General features: G+C 73.7%; 17 protein-coding genes. 10 read left to right on the forward strand and 7 right to left on the reverse strand.

What is annotated here, in order from left to right; all coding sequences use genetic code 11:
• Positions 1 to 104: 104 nt before the first annotated feature.
• The 4 genes from pstS (at position 105) to pstB (ending at position 4,011) form a co-directional block, all read left to right on the forward strand.
• On the forward strand, positions 105 to 1,223 hold the full coding sequence (pstS, locus tag ACRYRX_RS11400; RefSeq protein WP_432512044.1) for a phosphate ABC transporter substrate-binding protein PstS: 1,119 nt from the start codon (positions 105 to 107) through the stop codon (positions 1,221 to 1,223).
• 105 nt (positions 1,224 to 1,328) lie between these two features.
• A complete protein-coding gene (gene pstC, locus ACRYRX_RS11405; RefSeq protein WP_432512045.1) occupies positions 1,329 to 2,315 on the forward strand; it encodes a phosphate ABC transporter permease subunit PstC in 987 nt (328 codons plus the stop codon).
• Positions 2,312 to 3,223, forward strand: a complete 912-nt coding sequence (gene pstA / locus ACRYRX_RS11410) for a phosphate ABC transporter permease PstA (protein ID WP_432512046.1) — start codon at positions 2,312 to 2,314, stop codon at positions 3,221 to 3,223. The genes pstC and pstA overlap by 4 nt, the downstream gene beginning before the upstream one ends.
• Before the next feature lie 11 nt (positions 3,224 to 3,234).
• Entirely contained in the window at positions 3,235 to 4,011 is a 777-nt protein-coding gene (gene pstB / locus ACRYRX_RS11415; protein WP_432512047.1) for a phosphate ABC transporter ATP-binding protein PstB, read from the forward strand.
• 85 nt (positions 4,012 to 4,096) lie between these two features.
• Here pstB and ACRYRX_RS11420 read toward each other — a convergent pair whose 3' ends face one another.
• The 4 genes from ACRYRX_RS11420 to ACRYRX_RS11435 all read right to left on the reverse strand — a co-directional run bounded on the left by ACRYRX_RS11420 (position 4,097) and on the right by ACRYRX_RS11435 (position 7,791).
• Positions 4,097 to 5,095 carry an inorganic phosphate transporter gene (locus ACRYRX_RS11420; RefSeq protein ID WP_432512048.1) on the reverse strand — a complete coding sequence of 333 codons (999 nt, stop codon included), beginning with the start codon at positions 5,093 to 5,095 and terminating at the stop codon, positions 4,097 to 4,099.
• A gap of 2 nt (positions 5,096 to 5,097) precedes the next feature.
• A complete protein-coding gene (locus tag ACRYRX_RS11425) occupies positions 5,098 to 5,718 on the reverse strand; it encodes a DUF47 domain-containing protein (RefSeq protein WP_432512049.1) in 621 nt (206 codons plus the stop codon).
• Between the two features lie 97 nt (positions 5,719 to 5,815).
• Positions 5,816 to 6,058, reverse strand: coding sequence for a hypothetical protein (locus tag ACRYRX_RS11430; RefSeq protein ID WP_432512050.1), 243 nt, complete (start codon positions 6,056 to 6,058; stop codon positions 5,816 to 5,818).
• Positions 6,059 to 6,111: 53 nt separating this feature from the next.
• Positions 6,112 to 7,791 carry a metallophosphoesterase family protein gene (locus tag ACRYRX_RS11435; RefSeq protein WP_432512051.1) on the reverse strand — a complete coding sequence of 560 codons (1,680 nt, stop codon included), beginning with the start codon at positions 7,789 to 7,791 and terminating at the stop codon, positions 6,112 to 6,114.
• An 80-nt stretch (positions 7,792 to 7,871) separates the two neighbouring features.
• Between ACRYRX_RS11435 and ACRYRX_RS11440 the strand changes: the two genes are divergently transcribed.
• The 3 genes from ACRYRX_RS11440 (at position 7,872) to ACRYRX_RS11450 (ending at position 10,892) form a co-directional block, all read left to right on the forward strand.
• A complete protein-coding gene (locus ACRYRX_RS11440; RefSeq protein WP_432512052.1) occupies positions 7,872 to 8,711 on the forward strand; it encodes an SDR family oxidoreductase in 840 nt (279 codons plus the stop codon).
• Positions 8,712 to 8,775: 64 nt separating this feature from the next.
• Positions 8,776 to 9,240, forward strand: a complete 465-nt coding sequence (locus ACRYRX_RS11445; RefSeq protein WP_432512053.1) for a Fur family transcriptional regulator — start codon at positions 8,776 to 8,778, stop codon at positions 9,238 to 9,240.
• A complete protein-coding gene (locus ACRYRX_RS11450) occupies positions 9,237 to 10,892 on the forward strand; it encodes a catalase (protein WP_432512054.1) in 1,656 nt (551 codons plus the stop codon). The genes ACRYRX_RS11445 and ACRYRX_RS11450 overlap by 4 nt, the downstream gene beginning before the upstream one ends.
• Before the next feature lie 70 nt (positions 10,893 to 10,962).
• Here ACRYRX_RS11450 and ACRYRX_RS11455 read toward each other — a convergent pair whose 3' ends face one another.
• Both ACRYRX_RS11455 and ACRYRX_RS11460 read right to left on the reverse strand, forming a co-directional pair.
• Positions 10,963 to 11,412, reverse strand: a complete 450-nt coding sequence (locus tag ACRYRX_RS11455) for a hypothetical protein (RefSeq protein ID WP_432512055.1) — start codon at positions 11,410 to 11,412, stop codon at positions 10,963 to 10,965.
• A 37-nt stretch (positions 11,413 to 11,449) separates the two neighbouring features.
• Positions 11,450 to 11,830, reverse strand: a complete 381-nt coding sequence (locus tag ACRYRX_RS11460; RefSeq protein ID WP_432512056.1) for a winged helix-turn-helix transcriptional regulator — start codon at positions 11,828 to 11,830, stop codon at positions 11,450 to 11,452.
• 96 nt (positions 11,831 to 11,926) lie between these two features.
• On the opposite strand from ACRYRX_RS11460, the gene ACRYRX_RS11465 reads away from it, so the two are divergent.
• From ACRYRX_RS11465 to ACRYRX_RS11475, 3 genes are read left to right on the forward strand one after another with little or no spacing between them, the layout of a single operon-like run.
• Entirely contained in the window at positions 11,927 to 12,775 is an 849-nt protein-coding gene (locus tag ACRYRX_RS11465; protein WP_432512057.1) for an NAD(P)H-binding protein, read from the forward strand.
• A gap of 27 nt (positions 12,776 to 12,802) precedes the next feature.
• A complete protein-coding gene (locus ACRYRX_RS11470; RefSeq protein ID WP_432512058.1) occupies positions 12,803 to 13,723 on the forward strand; it encodes an oxygenase MpaB family protein in 921 nt (306 codons plus the stop codon).
• 4 nt (positions 13,724 to 13,727) lie between these two features.
• Positions 13,728 to 15,098: a serine hydrolase domain-containing protein gene (locus ACRYRX_RS11475; protein WP_432512059.1), complete on the forward strand. Its 1,371-nt coding sequence runs from the start codon at positions 13,728 to 13,730 to the stop codon at positions 15,096 to 15,098.
• A gap of 2 nt (positions 15,099 to 15,100) precedes the next feature.
• On the opposite strand, the gene ACRYRX_RS11480 is transcribed toward ACRYRX_RS11475, so the two are convergent.
• Entirely contained in the window at positions 15,101 to 15,541 is a 441-nt protein-coding gene (locus ACRYRX_RS11480) for an OsmC family peroxiredoxin (RefSeq protein ID WP_432512060.1), read from the reverse strand.
• Positions 15,542 to 15,689: the final 148 nt, after the last annotated feature.

Raw genomic sequence — 15,689 nt, forward strand, 5'->3', positions numbered from 1 at the left:
CCGTCACCTACCCGCTTTACCGTCCCGATTGGCCGGAGCGTTGCGCCCGGTCCGAGCAGGCCGGGAGTCCTCCGGCCGGACGACGATCCTCGAAAGGGACCGAAGTGACGTTCTGGAAGTCCTCCCGCCTCATCGGCATCGCCGCTGTGGGTGTCCTCGCCCTCGCCGGCTGCGGCTCCGACGACAACACCTCCACGGGCTCGGGCGGTACCGACGGCGCGTCGTCGTCCGCGTCCGCCGCGACCGTCGACTGCAAGCCCGGGACCCTGAACGGTGAGGGTTCGAGCGCGCAGAAGAACGCGATCGACCAGGTCATCCAGCAGGGTTACCAGTCGCAGTGCTCGGACGCGACGATCAACTACAACGCGACCGGTTCCGGCTCGGGCCGCAAGCAGTTCACCTCCGGCCAGGTCGACTGGGCCGGTTCCGACTCCGCGCTGAAGGAGGAGGAGAAGGCCGCCGCGACCGCCCGCTGCGAGAACAACCCGGCGTGGAACCTGCCGATGGTCGCGGGCCCGATCGCCATCGCCTACAACATCGACGGCGTGGACGACCTGGTCCTCAACGCCGACGTCGCCGCCAAGATCTTCTCCGGCGCGATCACCACCTGGAACGACCCGGCGATCGCCGCCCTCAACCCGGACGCCACCCTGCCGAGCACCGCGATCAGCGTGTTCTTCCGCACCGGCACCTCCGGCACCACCGAGAACTTCACCAAGTACCTGCACGCCGCGGCCCCCGAGGCCTGGACCGCCGAGGGCAACCAGGAGTGGGCCGGCAAGGGCGAGGGCCGCGAGGGCTCCGCCGGTGTGGCGCAGGCCGTCGCCGGCGCCTCCGGCGGCATCACCTACGTCGAGTGGTCCTACGCCCAGGACAACGACCTGTCCGTCGCGCAGATCGACACCGGCGCCGGCGCCGTCGAGCTGACCGGTGAGTCGGCCGGCAAGACCGTCGCCACCGCGACCCAGACCGGCGAGGGCAACGACCTGTCGCTGAAGATCGACTACGCGACCAAGGAGGCCGGGGCGTACCCGATCGTCCTGGTCACCTACGAGATCGTCTGCTCGAAGGGCCTGGACGCCGAGAAGACGGCGCTGCTGAAGTCCTTCCTGACCTACTTCTCCGAGGACGAGACCCAGAAGGGTCTGCAGGACATCGGCTACGCGCCGCTGCCGACCGAGGTCTCCGAGAAGGTGCGCACCGCCATCGAGGCCATCGCCTGACGCAGCAGGACCGATGAGGGGGCGGGCACCGGAGGTCCGGTGTCCGCCCCCTTCTGCAGCAAGCACTCTCCGTAGTCACCCCCCTTCGCACAGTGCAGGAGCACGATGTCCTCGATCACCGGCCGCTCGGCCGTCGAGCAGGGGCCAGGCCCGTCGGGCGACAAAGCCCGCGGCCGGCGCCGCCTCGGTGACACCCTCTTCGGCGGCGGCGCCGGCCTCGCAGGTGTCATCGTCATCGCGATCGTCGCCTTCACCGGCGTCTTCCTCGCGATCAGCGCCGTCCCCTCCCTGCTGGACGACCAGGTCAACTTCCTCACCTCCACCGAGTGGCAGGCCACCCCCGGCGACCTGCGGTTCGGCATCCTCCAGATCCTCTGGACGACCGTCGCCATCTCGATCATCGCCATGATCATCGCCGTGCCGCTCGGGGTCGCGAACGCGCTGTTCCTCACGCAGTACGCGCCCAAGTGGCTGGCCCGCCCGGCCGCCAGCGTCATCGACCTGCTGGCCGCGATCCCCTCGATCGTCTACGGCCTGTGGGGCATCCAGATCTTCGCCCCGCACCTGACCGGCCTGCAGACCTTCCTCAACGACGCCCTCGGCTGGTTCCCGCTGTTCGGCGGCCCGGTCAGCACCGGCACCGTGTTCATCGCCGGCATCGTCCTGGCGATCATGGTCCTGCCGATCATCACCGCGATGTCCCGCGAGGTGTTCGCGCAGACCCCCGCCGCCCACAAGGAGGGCGCGCTCGCCCTCGGGGCCACCAAGTGGGAGATGATCCGCACCTCGGTCCTGCCCTTCGGCCGCGCCGGCGTCATCTCCGCCGCGATGCTCGGCCTGGGCCGCGCCCTGGGTGAGACGATCGCGATCACGATCATCGTCTCCAGCGTCGCCCCCGGCACCGACTTCTTCGCCTCGCTGCTGCAGGGCGGTGAGACGTTCGCCTCGAAGATCGCGAACAACGCCGCCGAGTTCAACAACCCCGAGTCCACCGGCGCCTACATCGCCGCCGGCCTCGTCCTGTTCATCCTGACCTTCGTGGTCAACGCCATCGCCCGCATCATCATCAACCGTCGGAAGGCCTTCGCATGAGCGCCGTCGACACGGCCCCCGAACGCGAACTGCCGCAGGCGCTGGCGGACTCGCGCGGCCAGGGCGGCCGCAAGGTCCGCAACACGATCGCGACCGTCGTCATGGTGCTCGCGTTCGCCATCGCCGTCGTCCCGCTGGTCTGGATCCTCTGGACGGTCATCCAGAAGGGCGCGGCCCTGCTGCCCGACGCGTCGTGGTGGCTGAACTCCCAGCGCGGGATCACGCCCCGCATCGTCGGCGGCGGCGCCTACCACGCCATCGTCGGCACCCTGCTGCAGGCGCTGGCGACGGCGGTCATCGCGGTGCCGCTGGGCATCATGGCCGCGATCCTGCTCGTCGAGTACGGCGCCAGCCGCATCGCGAAGTTCGTGAGCTTCACCGTCGACATCCTCTCGGGGCTCCCCTCGATCGTCGCGGCGCTGTTCATCTACGCGTTCTGGATCACGACCCTGGGTTTCCCGCGCTCCGGTTTCGCGGTGTCGCTGGCCCTGGTCCTGCTCATGGTCCCGGTCGTCGTCCGTTCCACCGAGGAGATGCTCAAGCTCGTCCCGAACGAGCTGCGCGAGGCCTCCTACGCCCTCGGGGTGCCCAAGTGGAAGACGATCGTGCGGATCGTGCTCCCGACGGCGTTCTCCGGGATCCTCACCGGCGTGCTGCTGGGCCTGGCCCGCATCATGGGTGAGACCGCCCCGCTGCTGATCCTGGTCGGCTACTCGCAGTCGATCAACACGAACCTGTTCAGCGGCAACATGGCCGCCCTCCCCCTGATGATCAACAACGACCGTCAGCAGGCGCTCGACCCCGCGGTCGAGCGCGTCTGGGCCGCCGCCCTCACACTGGTGCTCATCGTGCTGGTGCTCAACATCGCCGGTCGGGCCATCGCCCGCTTCAGCTCGCTCAAGAAGTAGGAGAGAAACCCGTGGCCAAGCGCATCGACGTCAAGGACCTGAACGTCTACTACGGCACCTTCAAGGCCGTCGAGGACGTCTCGATGACCGTGGAACCCCGCTCCGTGACGGCCTTCATCGGCCCGTCCGGCTGCGGCAAGTCGACCTTCCTGCGGACGCTGAACCGCATGCACGAGGTCATCCCCGGCGGCCGCGTCGAGGGCAGCGTCATGCTCGACGACGACGACCTGTACTCCTCCAAGATGGACCCGGTGAACGTCCGCCGGACCGTCGGCATGGTGTTCCAGCGCCCGAACCCGTTCCCCACGATGTCGATCTTCGACAACGTGGCGGCGGGCATGCGCCTGAACGGCGTCCGCAACCGCAAGGTGCTCGAGGAGTCCGTGGAGAAGTCCCTGCGCGGGGCGAACCTGTGGAACGAGGTCAAGGACCGCCTCGACAAGCCCGGCGCCGGCCTGTCCGGTGGGCAGCAGCAGCGCCTGTGCATCGCCCGCGCCATCGCGGTCGAGCCGCAGGTCCTGCTGATGGACGAGCCGTGCTCGGCGCTGGACCCGATCTCGACGCTCGCGATCGAGGACCTCATCGGGGAGCTCAAGAGCTCCTTCACGATCGTCATCGTGACGCACAACATGCAGCAGGCCGCCCGCGTCAGCGACAAGACGGCGTTCTTCAACCTGGCCGCGACCGGCAAGCCGGGCCGCCTCATCGAGATCGACGACACCGCGACGATCTTCAGCAACCCGACGCAGAAGGCGACCGAGGACTACATCTCGGGCCGCTTCGGCTGAGTCGCACCGCTCCCGCACCGGGGAGCCCCCCGCCCCCGACGCACCGGGCGGGGGGCTCCCCGGTCGTCGTGGCGGGGCCGGGCGGTCAGACCCCCAGGACCGTCCGCAGGACCAGGTAGCAGCCGGCGCCGATCAGGGCCGCGGCCGGCATGGTCAGCACCCACGCGCCGACCATCGAGCGGGCGACCCGCCACCGGACCGCCGACCGGCGCTTGGTCGCGGCGGCGCCCACGACGGCCGAGGAGACGACCTGCGTGGTGGAGACGGGCGCGTGGAAGATGAGCGCCGCGACGTACAGGACGGACGAGGCCACCACCTCGGCGGCGAACCCGCGGGCGGGGTCGAGCTGGGCGATGCGCCGCCCCAGCGTCCGGATGATCCGCCAGCCGCCGCAGTAGGTCCCGGCGCTGATGGCCACGGCCGCGAGCACCTGCACCCACCACGGGATCCCGCGGCCGGAGTGGTGGCCGCCGGCGACGAGGGCCAGGACGATGACCCCCATCGTCTTCTGCGCGTCCTGCAGGCCGTGGCCGAGGGCCATCGCCGAGGCCGAGACGGTCTGCAGCAGCCGGAACCGGCGGTCGACCGGGCCGCGGGCGGCGTTCCGCAGCCGGCGCAGGATCCCGGCCATCACGAGGAAGCCGAGCACCAGGCCGATCACGGGTGAGACGAGCATCGGCGCGACGACGTGCGTGAGCACGACGTCCCAGTGCAGGTTCGACCCGGCGGCCGCGCCGGCCCCGGCCAGTCCCCCGAGCAGCGCGCCGGTGCTCGAGGACGGCAGGCCCCGCCACCACGTGGTGAGGTTCCAGCCGACGGCCCCCAGCAGGGCGGCCAGCACGACGGCGAGGGCGTGCGCGCCCATCCCCACGTCGACGATGCCGAACCCGATGGTGGCGGCGACCCCGGTGCCGAGGAAGGCGCCGATGAGGTTGAACAGGGCCGCCATCCCCAGCGCGATGCGCGGGGTGAGGGCGCGGGTCGAGACGGAGGTGGCGATGGCGTTCGCGGCGTCGTGGAAGCCGTTGGTGAAGTCGAACGTCAGGGCGACGGCCACGACCACCAGGACGAGGACGAGCTCCACGCTCAGGACTCCTTGATCGCGAGCTGCTCCACCGTGTGGGCGACCCGCTCGAACCCGTTCGCGGCCTCTTCGAGGCGGTCGACGATCTCCTTGTGCTTGAGGACCTCGAAGACGTCGCGCCCCCCGGAGAACAGCTCGGCCAGGACCCGGCGGTGCAGCTCGTCGGCCTGGTTCTCCAGCCGGTGGATCTCGACCCAGTAGTCGGCCAGCTCCGGCAGCGCGCGCAGCCGCGGCATGGCCTCGGCCGTCAGCTCGGCCTGCCGGCCGATGACCTGGACGATCTCGGCGACGCCGTCGGGCAGGGCCCCGAGGTCGAACAGGGCGAGCTGGTCGACCACGGACTGCATGAGGTCGACGCAGTCGTCGAGGTCGAGCGTGAGCCGGTGCAGGTCCTCGCGGTCCAGCGGGGTGACGAAGGAGGCGGTGACGCGGTCGGCGACCTGCCGGGCGATCTCGTCGCCGCGGTGCTCGAGGGCCTCCATGGCCGCGACGGCCGCGGACCGCCGGGCCGGGTCGTTCTCGACGGCGTGGGTCAGGACGGTGCTGGCCTCCACGACCAGCCCGCCCATCCCGGCGATCAGCTCGAAGAACGGGTCGTCGCGGGGTGTCAGTCGAAAACGCACGCCAAGCTCCGCGGTGTCGGGTCGTCGGGTCCTGGTGAAACGGCCCGGACCGACTCTAGGCGGTCCCCCGTGCCGCGGAGGACGGCCCCCGCACCGGTCAGCCCTCCGGCGGAGTCCCTTCCACCCCCAGGACGCGGTCGAGCTCACCCTCCGGGAGGGGACCGTCGCTCTCCGACGCGGCGACCACGACGTCGGTGTACAGCTCGATCTCCTCGGCCAGGTCCGTGTCGGCCAGCGGCGCGGCGGCGGGCGAGGGGACCCGGCGCGTGTCCCCGCGGGGTCCCGCCAGCACGTCCGTCCCCTGGCCGGGAGCGGTCTCCGGATCGAGCGAGTGCGTCATGGTGGCACCACCGTACGCCGGGGCGGTCCGCCGCGGGGCGGGTTCGGGGCGCCTCACCCGGCTGCCGCGGGCGAGGCGGGGGACGCGGACGGGGTCGAGGGCGAGGTGGAGGGCGAGGTGGAAGACGGGGTCGAGGACGAGGTCGTGGGCGAGGGGACGGTCAGGGCGGGCCGGTCCTCGTCGGTCAGGACCGTCCGCTGCAGGTTCACCTCGGCCAGGCCGAGGCCGCCGACGGTCACCTCGTCGTAGGCCAGCAGCCGCGCCGGGTCGTCGGCCTCCGCGCCCGGGCCGAAGTACAGCAGGGTGGCCGACAGCGGCAGCGGCTCGCCGTCGGCGAGCCGGGCGAGGCCGGCCGAGGTGATGCCCGCTCCCCCGGTGGTGCCCTCCACCATGATCCGGGTCCCGGAGGCGTCCAGGGTGACCGACCGCTTGTGCAGGTGCCCGGCCAGGACGAGCGGGACCCGGCCCAGCAGCGGGTCCAGGCCGCTGGGGTCGTGCACGAGGGCGACGTCGACGGGGTCGTCGGGGTGGGCGTCCTGCCACCGCTCGACGCCGTCGAGCAGGACCTCGTTCGCCGCCTCCTGGACGTCCTCGGCGCTTCCGGTGGCCTGCTGCCCCTCGCCGTCGGGGGTGAAGACGGGGTCCCCCTGGCCGGCGAAGACGAGCCCGGCGACCTGCGCGGTGGAGCCCTGGTCGAGCACGACCGCGCCCTGCGCGGCGACCTGGGCCTGGGTGTCGGCGGAGTCGTGGTTGCCGCGCACCCACAGGTAGGGGACGTCGAGGGAGCCGATGCGGCCGAGGAACCCGGACTCGGCCGGGCTGCCGAGGGTGGTGGTGTCGCCGGTGTCCACGACCACCTCGACCCCGAACTGCTCGACGAGGTTGTCGGTGAGGTCGTAGCCCAGCGGGTTCAGGTGCAGGTCGGAGACGTGCAGGACGGTGACGACGTCGGGCCCGAACGCGCTGCCCCGGCCGCTGCCCAGCACGGGCAGGTTCGCGGCGGCGGCGTACAGGGTGGAGACGCTGCGGACGATGTCGGACAGGCCGCTGCGGTAGCTCTCCAGGCGCTCCAGGGCGTCCTGGGTGCTGGAGACCAGGTAGGGCGCGCGCGAGAGCAGGCCGGTGAAGCGGGGCTGGCGCAGCGCGGCGGGGTCGAAGGTGGCCCAGGTCCCCGCGCCGGCGGCGACGACGACGACGAGCAGGCTCGCGCCGGTCTGCAGGGTGCGGCGGCGGCCGCGGAAGACGACGACCGCGGCCAGCAGCGCCCCGCCGAAGCCGCACGCGAGGCTGTACGCGGCGGCGCGCACGGTCGCGGCCCGGACGGTGTCGGCGGCGGTGAGCTCGAGGGCGAGCAGCTGCTGCGGGGAGCGCACGAGCCGGGCCGCGGCGTCGACGTCGACGCTCTCGATCCCGGCGGTGACGACGACGGGCGCGCGGTGGGTGTCGAAGGTGACCTTCCCGACGGGCGGCAGGTCGACCTCGACGCCGGGGGTGAGGCTGGGGCGGACGCGGACCTCGGTCTGCAGCGGCCCGACGTAGGTGCTGGCGCCGGGGGCCAGGGCGAACCCGAGGCCGGCCCCCGCCCCGGTCACCAGCAGCACCCCCGCCCAGGGCAGCAGGTGGCGGCGGGCGAAGCGCGGTGCGCGGCGGCCGGCGAGGCGGTGCCCGGCGTCGTGCCACCGCTGCGGGAGGCGGAGCGGGCGCAGCCGGGGGCGGCGGGTCGTCGGGGGCATCACCAGGATCTTCGCGCAGGACGGGCGGGAACGCCGCGCGGCCGGGTGTACCGGGCCGGCCGGCGGGGTACGGACCGGGCATGAGCGATGCGGCGCAGTTGCGCGACCTGCGGTCCCCCCACCCCACCGGCCGTCCCGGTCCGGCCCTGGTCACCGGCTCGGAGTCCGGGATCGGCCGGGCGACGGCGGTGGAGCTGGCCCGCCGCGGCCACGACGTGGCCGTCACCTGGTTCCGCGACGAGGCCGCGGGCCGGGCCACGGTCGAGGAGGTGCGGGCGCTGGGGCGGACGGCGGTGCTGCACCACGTCGACCTGCGCGACCTGCCGGGCGCGGCCGACGTGGTGGACACCGTCGCCGAGGAGCTGGGCGGTCTGGAGGTGCTGGTCAACGACGCCGGGACGGGAACCTCGACGCTGCTGCTGGACGTGTCCTTCGAGGACTGGCGGGAGGTGCTGGCGGTGGACCTGGACGCGGCCTTCCTCTTCCTGCAGCGCGCGGCGCGGCGCATGGTGGCGGCGGGCCGGGGCGGGCGGATCGTCAACGTCACCAGCGTCCACGAGCACCAGCCGCGGGTGGGGGCGGCGCCGTACTGCGCGGCCAAGGGCGGGCTGGGGCTGCTGACGCGGACCGCGGCGATCGAGCTGGCCGAGCACGGGATCACGGTGAACGCGGTGGCGCCGGGTGAGATCGCGACGCCGATGACGGGTCAGGAGGACTCCGACCCGCACGGCGAGCGGCGTCCCGGGGTGCCGCTGGGCCGGCCGGGGGACGCGCGGGAGGTCGCGGCGCTCATCGGGTTCCTGTGCTCGGCGGAGGCGTCCTACGTGACGGGGTCCTCGTACGCGGTGGACGGCGGGATGCTGCAGATGGGCCCGATGGCGGGTTCGCACCTCACCGCGGAGGACTGGCGGCGCCCCTGACCCGGACCGGGGACTTAGGTCGGCCTTTCTTGACTGGTTCCAGACTGACTGGTTGGCTCGTCGCGTGACCAGCGCCGAGCGCCTGCGGGCCAAGGGGTTGCGCGCGACGCAGCCCAGGGTCGTCGTGCTCGACGTCCTCGACGCCGCGCGCGCCGACCACGAGCACCTCCCCGTCGCCCGGGTCGCCGAGCGCGCCCGGGCCGCGCTGCCGACGGTCTCCACGCAGGCCGTCTACGACTGCCTCGACGCCCTGACCGGCGCGGGCCTGGCCCGCCGCATCGAGCCGGCCGGCCACCCCGCCCGCTACGAGGCCCGGGTCGGGGACAACCACCACCACCTGGTCTGCCGCGACTGCGGCGCCACGGTCGACGTGGACTGCACCAGCGGCCACGCCCCCTGTCTCTCGCCCTCCGACACCGCCGGGTTCGCGGTCGAGGAGGCCGAGGTGGTGTTCTGGGGCCGTTGCCCCGAGTGCCGCACCCCGTCCATCGCCCGACCAGCAGAAGAAGAACGAGAGGAAGTGCGATGACCGACGTCGCGAGCCAGCCCTCGGCCCCCGGGGACGACCGCCCGGTCCTGACCAACCGTCAGGGCCACCCGGTCTACGACAACCAGAACCAGCGCACGGTCGGGGCCCGCGGCCCCGCCACGCTGGAGAACTACCAGTTCCTGGAGAAGATCAGCCACTTCGACCGCGAGCGGATCCCCGAGCGCGTCGTCCACGCGCGCGGCGCGACCGCGTTCGGCTACTTCGAGGCCTACGGCACCTTCGGCGACGAGCCGATCTCGAAGTACACCCGCGCGAAGCTGTTCCAGGAGAAGGGCAAGCGCACCGACGTCGCCCTGCGGTTCTCCACCGTCGCCGGTGGCCGGGACTCCTCCGAGGCCGTGCGCGACCCGCGCGGCTTCGCGGTGAAGTTCTACACCGAGGACGGGAACTGGGACCTCGTCGGCAACAACCTCGCGGTGTTCTTCATCCGCGACGCGATCAAGTTCCCGGACTTCATCCACTCCCAGAAGCCGGACCCGGTGACCTTCGAGCGCCAGGTCCCGAACCGCGTGTTCGACTTCTGGAGCCAGTCGCCCGAGGCGATGCACATGCTGACGCTGGTGAACTCCCCGCGCGGCATCCCGGCCAGCTACCGCCACCAGCAGGGTTTCGGCGTCAACACCTACAAGTGGGTCAACGCCCAGGGCGAGACCGTGCTGGTGAAGTACCACTGGTTCCCGACGCAGGGCGTGAAGTCGTGGACGTCGGCCGACGCGGCCGCCGTGCAGGCGCAGGAGCTCGGCCCGCACACCAAGGACCTGTACGACGCGATCGACCGCGGCGACTACCCCGAGTGGGAGCTGCGGGTCCAGATCATGTCCGACGACGAGCACCCCGAGCTCGACTTCGACCCGCTGGACGACACCAAGGTGTGGCCGGAGAACCAGTTCCCCCTCACCGCCATCGGCAAGCTCACGCTGAACCGCAAGCCGGTGAACTTCTTCGTCGAGTCCGAGCAGATCGCGTTCGGCACCGGTGTCCTGGTCGACGGCCTGGACTTCTCCGACGACAAGATGCTCGTGGGCCGGACGTTCTCCTACTCCGACACCCAGCGCTACCGGGTGGGCCCGAACTACCTGCAGCTGCCGGTGAACGCGGCCAAGGCGCCGGTGCACACCAACCAGCGCGACGGGCAGATGGCCTACGGCGTGGACCCGGCCGGGTCCAACCCGTCGGTGAACTACGAGCCGTCGATCCTGGGGGGCCTGAAGGAGGCCACCTACCCCACGCACGACGAGCAGGGCCCGGTCATCAACGGCCGCCTGACCCGCAAGCGGATCCCGCGCACCAACGACTACCAGCAGGCCGGTGAGCTGTTCCACCTGCTCGCCGACTGGGAGCGCGAGGAGCTCGTCGCCAACCTCGTGGGCGGCCTGTCGCAGTGCGACCGCGCCATCCAGGAGCGCATGGTGTGGCACTTCTACATGGCCGACGACGCCTACGGCGAGGCCGTGGGCGGCGGCCTGGGCATCAGCGCCGACGACGTCCGGGGCCTGGCTCCGCTGCAGTCGCAGACGCTGAACGAGGCGGAGCTGGCCCGCGCGGCCAACCTCGGCAAGAACGGCCCGCGGAACGTCGAGGGCCTGGTCATGACGCACGTCGTGCCGAACGAGCGCGACGTCCGGGCCTGACCCCGGTACTCCCCCGGCGGCGCCGGTCCCCTCGCGGGGGCCGGCGCCGTCGGCGTTCCCGCCGGTGCGCTCAGGGCAGCAGCGCGGCGGTGCGGTCGCGCGCGTGGGCCCACTCGACCGGCGCCGACGCCAGGGACCAGCCCAGCGCGACCGGGACCGCGAGGAGGCGGTTGGGCCGCTCGATCCCCCGCCGGCGCATCGCCGCCGGCAGACCGCGCCCGGCCACCCACACCGGCAGCGCCGCCAGCGAGAGCGCCAGGTGCCGCCGCAGCAGCGCCTTCTCGTGGGCGGGCAGGGCGCCGTCCGGGTCCGGCGGCGGCGTGCGGTCGCGCACGGCGGCGGCCCACACCGCGTCGGTGGCCATCAGCGCCGCGCCCCCGGCGACGCCCAGCGCGGCCTGGGCGGCGTACCGGCGGCGGCGGGTGGGCAGGTCGTAGGTGCACTGGGCGAGGCCGGTGAGGACCCCGGTGAGCACGGTGTCGGCGACGGCGAGGGTCCGGGCGAGCTGGATCGGCTGCACGACCGGCCAACGAGGGCCGGCCGGGGACCGTTCCGGCTCAGCGGGCGGCGTACCGCTCGCGGGCGGCCGCGACCTGCGGGACGGAGGCCTCGAGAAGGTCCGCGAGCGCCCGCAGCCGCTCGTGGACGCCGGCGCCGAGCGCGGTGAGCTCGTACTCGACGCGCGGCGGGATCGCCGTGACGACGTCGCGGGTGAGCATGCCGTCGCGCTCGAGGGCTTGCAGGGTCTGCGACAGCATCTTCTCGCTGACCCCGTCCACCTTGCGGCGCAACGCGTTGAAGCGGACGGGCCCGTCCCCCAGCGCGAGCAGGACGAGGGAGGCCCACTTGGAGGTGACGTCCTCGAAGGCGGCGCGGGAGGTGCAGTCCCGGGCGAAGACGTCCGCGACGAGGTCGTGCGCGGGGCCGTCGGTCTGCATGCGGCCAGTCTAGCGCGGGAATGGCTGGCACTGCGGATTCGTTAGTGCCTTCACTGACGCAGCACTCACCACGGGCCCGTGCCCAGAGGAGACACCATGACCACCTACGCCGTCACCGCCGCCAGCGGCCACCTCGGCCGCCTCGCCGTCGAGGCCCTGCTGGCGCGCGGCGAGCGCGACCTCGTCGCCGTCGTCCGCACCCCGGCCAAGGTCGCCGACCTCGCCGCGCGCGGGGTCGAGGTCCGCACCGCCGACTACGACGACCGCGCCGCGCTGACCGCCGCCCTGCAGGGCGTGGACCGGGTCCTGTTCATCTCCGGCGACGCGCCCGGAGCCCGCCTGGCCCAGCACGCCAACGTGGTCGAGGCCGCGAAGGCCGCCGGGGTTAGCCGCATCGCCTACACCGGCCTGCTGCGCGCCGACGTGTCGGGCAGTCCGCTCGCCCCCGACCACAAGGCCACCGAGGAGCTCCTGGCCGCCTCCGGCGTCCCCAGCACCGTCCTGCGCAACAGCTGGTACCTGGAGAACCACGCGAGCCAGCTGGGCCAGTACCTCGCGACCGGGGAGGTCCTCGGCTCCACGCACGGGGGCCGGGTGAGCGCCGCCTCCCGCGCCGACTTCGCCGAGGCGGCCGTCGCCGCCCTGACCGCGGAGTCCCCCGAGCCGGTCTACGAGCTCGCCGGGGTGAGCTTCGACCTCGCCGAACTGGCCGCCACCGTCACCGAGGTCACCGGGACCACCGTCACCCACCGCGACGTGACCACCGAGGAGCACGTGGCCGCCCTGCGCGGGGCCGGCCTCGACGAGGGCACCGCCGGTTTCGTCGCCGCCCTGGACGCCTCCATCGCCGCCGGTGACCTGTTCACCGAGCGTGACGACCTGGTGCGGCTGATCGGCCGTCCCGCGACGACCCTCGCCGAGGCGGTCCGCGCCGCCCGGGCCTGACCCCCGCGGCGGTGGCAGCATCGGGGTGTGCCCCCGCTGCCCCGCCTGCCGCTGAGCGCGGTCTTCCCGCCGCCCCCGCCGCCGGGGGTGGCGGGTGACCCGGGGGTGTGCGTGCCCGGGGGCGCGTTCCAGCGGGTCAGCGCCGAACGGGCCGTCGTCCTCGGCGGGCCGGCGGCGATCCTGCTCCAGGTCGCCCACCCCCTCGTCGCCGAGGGCGTCGCGGTGCACAGCGACTACGCCTCCGGCCCGGCCCGGCGGCTGCTGGGGACGCTGCAGGCCGCGCTGACCATCGCCTTCGGCGACACCGAGCAGGCGCACGCGATCGCCCGCCACGTCGGCGCCCAGCACGCCCGGGTCCGCGGCACCACCCGCCGCGACGCGCCCGGCACCCCCGCCGGCACCCCCTACCGCGCCGACGACCCCGACCTGGCGCTGTGGGTGCACGCCACCCTGGTCTGGACCGCCCGCCGGGTCGCGCAGCGCTACGCCGGGCTGGTCCTCACCCCCGCCGAGCGCGAACGGCACTGGCAGGAGTCCAAACCCTTCGCCCGCCTCTTCGCCGTCCCCGACCGCGTCCTGCCCGGCAGCGTCGCGGAGTTCGACGCCTACTGGGAACGCACCGTCGCCGCGCTGGTGGTCACCGACGCGGCGCGGTCGGTGGCCCGCGACGTCCTCACCCAGCGGACCCGCCCGCCGCTGCCCGGGGTGGCGGCCCTGGCCCGCAGCGTCACCGCCGACGTCCTGCCCCCGCACCTCGCCCACGCCTACGACCTGGCGCCCACCCCGGGCCGGCGGGTCGCGGCGGCGGCGCTGCGCGGCGGGCTGCGCACCGCCCGGCCCGTCCTGCCGCGCGCGCTCGCGCAGTGGCCGCACGCCGAGGTCGCCCGGCGGCGGGTCCGGCGGGCCCCGTCCCCGGACCCCTCCCCCGGCCCCGCTGCCCTACCGTGACGCCGTGACCGCTCCCGCGCTGACCGCCGAGGTCGTCTCCACCGCCGCCGCCGTGGCCGCGGACTGGATCGCGTTCCGCCGCCGCCTCCTCGACGTGCCGGGGGTGCAGTTCGCGGTCCGCCTGCACGACGACCTGCTGCACTCCAGCGCCCACGGCCACGCCGACCGGGAGGGCGACGTCGCCCTCACCCCCGCGCACGTGTTCCGGGTCGCCTCGCACTCCAAGACCTTCACCGCGACCGCCGTCCTGCGCCTGGTCGCGCAGGGCCGGGTGCGCCTGGACGACGAGCTCGCCGCGCACGTCCCCTGGGTGGGCGAGGAGGACCCCGAGCTGGGCCGGGCCAGCCTGCGGGAGCTGCTGGGGCACGCCGGCGGGGTGACGCGCGACGGCCGCGACGGGGACTTCTGGCAGCTCGACGGGACGTTCCCCGACGTCGAGGGGCTGCGGGCGGCGGTGCGGACCGGCGGCTCGGTCCTGCCCCGGTCCTCGCGGTTCAAGTACTCCAACGTCGGGTACTCCCTGCTGGGCCTGGTGGTCGAGGCGGTGAGCGGCACCCCGTACGGGCAGTTCGTCGCCCGTGAGCTGGTCGCGCCGCTGGGGCTGACCCGCACGACCCCGGACCTGCCCGCGGCCGGGGACCTGGCGACGGGCTACTCCGCCGCAGCGACCGGGCCCCGCCGGGCGCTGGGCCACGCCCCGACGGCCGCGATGGCGGCCGCCACCGGGTTCTGCTCCACCGCCGAGGACCTCACCGCGTGGTTCTCCGCCCACCGGCCGGGCCGCACCGAGGTGCTCGACGAGCACGCCCAGCGGCTGGCCCAGCGGGCGGAGTGGTCCACCGGGGACGACGACGACCACCGCACCTACGGGCTCGGTTTCGCCGGCGAGCAGGTCGGCGAGCGCCGCCTCGTCGGCCACTCCGGCGGGTTCCCCGGCCACATCAGCAAGAGCGTCCTGGACCCCGGGGCGGGCCTGGCGCTGAGCGTGCTCACCAACTGCGTCGACGGCCCCGCCGCGGAGTTCGCGGTGGGTGCGGTGAAGCTGGTGGACCTGTTCGCCGCCGAGTGGGGCGCGCAGGGACCCGCGGTCGACCTCGACGTCTTCTGCGGCCGGTGGGCGACCCTGTGGGGCGTCGTGGACGTCGTGCGGGCCGGCTCCACCCTCCTCGCCCTCGACCCCGCCGCCGCCGACCCCGCCGCCCACCCGGTGGTGCTCGCGGCGGTCGACGACCGGACGCTGCGCGTGGTGCGGGACACCGGGTACGGCGACCTCGGGGAGGACTGGCGACTGGGCCGGCGCGACGACGGCACCCCGACGCTGCGCGGGGCCAGCGGCGCCACGATGGTGCCGCTGGCCCGCTTCGCGCCGGCCTGAGCTCAGGCGTCCAGGGACGCCTCGAGGGTGATCTCGACGCCGGTGAGGGCCTTGGACACCGGGCAGGTCTCCTTGGCGGCCTGCGCCGTCTTCGCGAAGGTGTCGGCGTCGATGCCGCTGACCTCACCGGACACGGTGAGCTTGATCCCGGTCAGCCGGAACCCGCCGGCGGGGTCGGGCCCCAGGGAGACGTCGGCGACGACCTCCAGGCTCTCGGGGGTGCCGCCGGCCTCGGCGAGCAGCGCGGAGAACTGCATCGCGTAGCAGGAGGAGTGCGCGGCCGCGACGAGCTCCTCGGGGCTGGTGGTGCCGCCGGCGTCCTCGGCCGCGCGCTTGGGGAACGAGACGTCGTAGGTGCCGACCTTCGAGCTGGACAGCTCGACCTGGCCCGAGCCCTGCTCCAGGGTGCCGTTCCAGGCGGTGCGTGCGGTGCGGGTGGGCATGCTTCCTCCACGGTTGGGGTGACTCGCGGTGCTCTCGTGCGCAGCCATCCTCACCACTGCCCCCGGGCGTCGCCACCCCGGCCCCCGAACCCGCGGCAACCCCCCGGGAACGCCGAGAGGGCGCGGAGCGTGTGCTCCGCGCCCTCCC

Origin of the sequence: Kineococcus lubricus, from assembly GCF_050871965.1 — a bacterium.
Taxonomy (GTDB): Bacteria; Actinomycetota; Actinomycetes; order Actinomycetales; family Kineococcaceae; genus Kineococcus.

Excerpts from the sequence above, each read along its gene's own strand:
- pstC (WP_432512045.1), top strand. The coding sequence starts at position 1,329 with ATGTCCTCGATCACCGGCCGCTCGGCCGTCGAGCAGGGGCCAGGCCCG.
- pstA (WP_432512046.1), top strand. The coding sequence starts at position 2,312 with ATGAGCGCCGTCGACACGGCCCCCGAACGCGAACTGCCGCAGGCGCTG.
- ACRYRX_RS11430 (WP_432512050.1), bottom strand. The coding sequence starts at position 6,058 with ATGACGCACTCGCTCGATCCGGAGACCGCTCCCGGCCAGGGGACGGAC.
- ACRYRX_RS11435 (WP_432512051.1), bottom strand. The coding sequence starts at position 7,791 with ATGCCCCCGACGACCCGCCGCCCCCGGCTGCGCCCGCTCCGCCTCCCG.
- ACRYRX_RS11440 (WP_432512052.1), top strand. The coding sequence starts at position 7,872 with ATGAGCGATGCGGCGCAGTTGCGCGACCTGCGGTCCCCCCACCCCACC.
- ACRYRX_RS11450 (WP_432512054.1), top strand. The coding sequence starts at position 9,237 with ATGACCGACGTCGCGAGCCAGCCCTCGGCCCCCGGGGACGACCGCCCG.
- ACRYRX_RS11460 (WP_432512056.1), bottom strand. The coding sequence starts at position 11,830 with ATGCAGACCGACGGCCCCGCGCACGACCTCGTCGCGGACGTCTTCGCC.
- ACRYRX_RS11465 (WP_432512057.1), top strand. The coding sequence starts at position 11,927 with ATGACCACCTACGCCGTCACCGCCGCCAGCGGCCACCTCGGCCGCCTC.
- ACRYRX_RS11480 (WP_432512060.1), bottom strand. The coding sequence starts at position 15,541 with ATGCCCACCCGCACCGCACGCACCGCCTGGAACGGCACCCTGGAGCAG.